Source organism: Marinagarivorans sp. (assembly GCF_982758155.1).
The window spans coordinates 1-2,712 of sequence record NZ_CEXWTU010000375.1 but is presented as its reverse complement, the minus strand read 5'-3'; the positions used below and the strand labels follow the sequence as shown (position 1 = coordinate 2,712).

At 49.6% G+C, this 2,712-nt stretch carries 2 protein-coding genes; one reads left to right on the top strand and one right to left on the bottom strand.

Features of this window, described 5'->3' with window-relative positions; translation table 11 throughout:
• Positions 1–85 precede the first annotated feature (85 nt).
• A complete protein-coding gene (locus AC3A8L_RS21025; RefSeq protein ID WP_487964238.1) occupies positions 86–1,624 on the bottom strand; it encodes a vWA domain-containing protein in 1,539 nt (512 codons plus the stop codon).
• Between the two features lie 132 nt (positions 1,625–1,756).
• Here AC3A8L_RS21025 and AC3A8L_RS21020 point away from each other — a divergent pair, with 132 nt between their 5' ends.
• Positions 1,757–2,665, top strand: a complete 909-nt coding sequence (locus AC3A8L_RS21020; protein ID WP_487964237.1) for a MipA/OmpV family protein — start codon at positions 1,757–1,759, stop codon at positions 2,663–2,665.
• Positions 2,666–2,712: the final 47 nt, after the last annotated feature.

Genomic DNA, 2,712 nt, shown 5'->3' with positions numbered 1-2,712 from the left:
CGGCCCAGAAAGTGATCAATTTGCCGGCCTATTCGAGCATGGCTGAATAGTTACGCTCTGTGAGCCATGCCTTGGTCTTGTGTGATTAACCTGCCGAACAAAAATCCTTAACACCTTGTTTGTATTTTTCGAAGGTGTAGGTGCGAATATCTTGTTTGTATAAACTGCTGCTTATTACTTCTGAGCAGGTGACTTCCCCTGCCACCAATTGCGCTAAGGTAGTGACGGTAATGGCCGATTTAATTTCATCTTCACCCACGGCTTGTAGTTGGGCTAAAGTTTTGGTGATGCTAATTTGCTGGTCTTCCCCTTGTGCATCGGTAAAAGTAACCCCCAGTGTAATTTCAAGCGTTTGATCTAAAAAACCGGCGCCCTCAAATATTTCTAAAAAGAACTGCTCCGAATTATACGAAAAATTAATACTGCTAACCTCGTCGGGGTTGGTAGAAATATCTTCGGCGGCGGAATAAAACTGATTAAGGACTTGTGGGTAGGTGAGCTGGAATTTTACGTTTTTAACCGCAGGCGATAAAAAGCGCATAAAATTATCGGCAAAAATGCGCTCGGCATCGCCGGGGGTGATCATGGCGGAATAGGTACCTTTCCCTATATCGGTCAGCTCATTCAAAAAGCGATCGTTAAAACCTTCACCAATGCCCACACCTGAAAAGTGAATACCTTCGAGATCGTTAATAACCGTATGCTGCGCAATAATGGCAGGGTCGACTTCGCCGGTATTGGCGTTGGCGTCGGTTAAAATAATCACGCGATTAGATTTCTCTGGGTCGAATAGCGCGTTGGCTGCACTATATGCCTCGTTAATGCCTTGGTCTAAATTGGTAGTGCCGTTGGCTTTAAGACTGGCGATGGCATTAAAGAAGGTGTTGTCATCGGCTTGGTAAACCCAGCGTTCGACCACAGTTAGCGCACGGTTTTCAAAGGTGACTAAGCTGAGAATGTCGCCATCTTTCAGTTGTGTGAGTAGGCGAAACAAGCCTTCTTGAACCACTTGCAGGCGCGTAACAATTTCGCCACGGGCAGCATCGGAGTAAGGGGCTTTCATGGACCCAGAGATATCGACTAATAGCGTGAGTGCAACATTTTCGCGCTCTTCGTGGGTGAGCACGGGGCCGGTAAGGTTAATGCCCAGCGCATAAAGCGAGCCCTCTATATTACGGCCAACAGGAATTTCGTTGGCGGTCGCTTTATAAAGCCCCATAGAAACATTAAAAGGCGCAGCCATTGTTAAATCAAAATGATCAAAATTCTCGGCGTTCAAATATTCATAAGGCCGGCCCCAGCTGCGCTGTGGGGGTTGGCCACTCGAAAGTGCAGCAAAGGTTAAATCGCGTGCTGCAGTACTACCCGATTCGTCATAACTAAAAAAGAAAGATGTAGTGGCAGCGGGAAGAGAGGCCTCGCTGCCTTGCGGCTCGGGTGCGGTTTCACCGACATCAGGTAAAGCAATAATCCCTGGGTGTGTATCGGATGGCACGGTGCTTTGTGCTTCTCCCCCCCCGGCGCCGCAGGCAATTAGCGCAAATGGCAAGCTGGCTAATAACAATACCAGCGCGCATTGCTTTAGCGGGGGCGGTGTAAATCGTTGTTGTTTTGAAGTGAACATCGTCAAGCTCCTTGTTTATTTCTCAAAAGACGGTAGCTATGCAAGAAACCGCACCGTAAAATTCAGCGCGCCGCATTTTTGTGATTGAGTTGGCGATTAACTACAATAACGACCCCTTCAGAGACCCAGCCATTGAGAGCATTTACCGACCTAGCCCTATTTCAAGCATTGCGTAATTTATCGGCGGGGATTGTAGCGCGGATCATACGTTTAGCGCCGATATTGTTGGTTGCGTTACTGGGGATGAGTCCTCTAGCGTATTCCGACGTTAAAAGCGACCGCAATACGCCATCCGCAACCGATAAAAAGCCACGGTGGGAAGTGGGGCTTGGGCTTGGCGGGCAAGCGTTACCGGATTACCGTGGCTCTAATCAAACGCACGTTAAGGTCCTGCCTTTGCCACTCATTTTATACACGGGGCGCTATATCAAAATTAATCGCGACGGTGCCCGTGGCGAGATATTCGAGAACAGTCGAATCCAGTTTAATCTTTCGGCGGATGCCGCGTTAAGTGGCGACGGCGACGATAACAACGCAAGGGCGGGCATGCCCGCGCTAGACTCGGCTTTTGAAGCGGGACCATCGCTAAACATTCGCCTGGCCGGCCCTAGTTTTAACAACGGCTGGGCTTTGCGTTTTCCCGCGCGTATTGTTGTTACGGTGGGTGGCGAAGGTATTCGCCAGCGTGGGTATGTTTTTAATCCCCGCTTGGTATGGCGCAAGCCCGCGGTTTTGGGGGCTTGGGATATGGGCGTATCGCTGGGCGCGTTATGGGGCAGCGAGAAATACCATGATTATTATTATGGCGTAACGCAAGAGTACGCCACTGAAACGCGGCCAGTGTACCAAGCGCATGCGGGTTACTCGGGCAGTTACAGTAAAGTATCTTTGCGGCACCGAAGCACTAGCGGCTGGTTATTCGGCGTATATGTGCGTTACGATAACCTCGCCGGCACGACCTTCGAGCAAAGCCCGCTTGTACGCACAAAGCACTATGGCGCGGTGGGTTTTGGTTTAGGTAAAACGCTTTGGGCGTTATAGGTGTGATAGAAGTGTAAGGGACGAGGCAATAATAGTTTATCCGATTA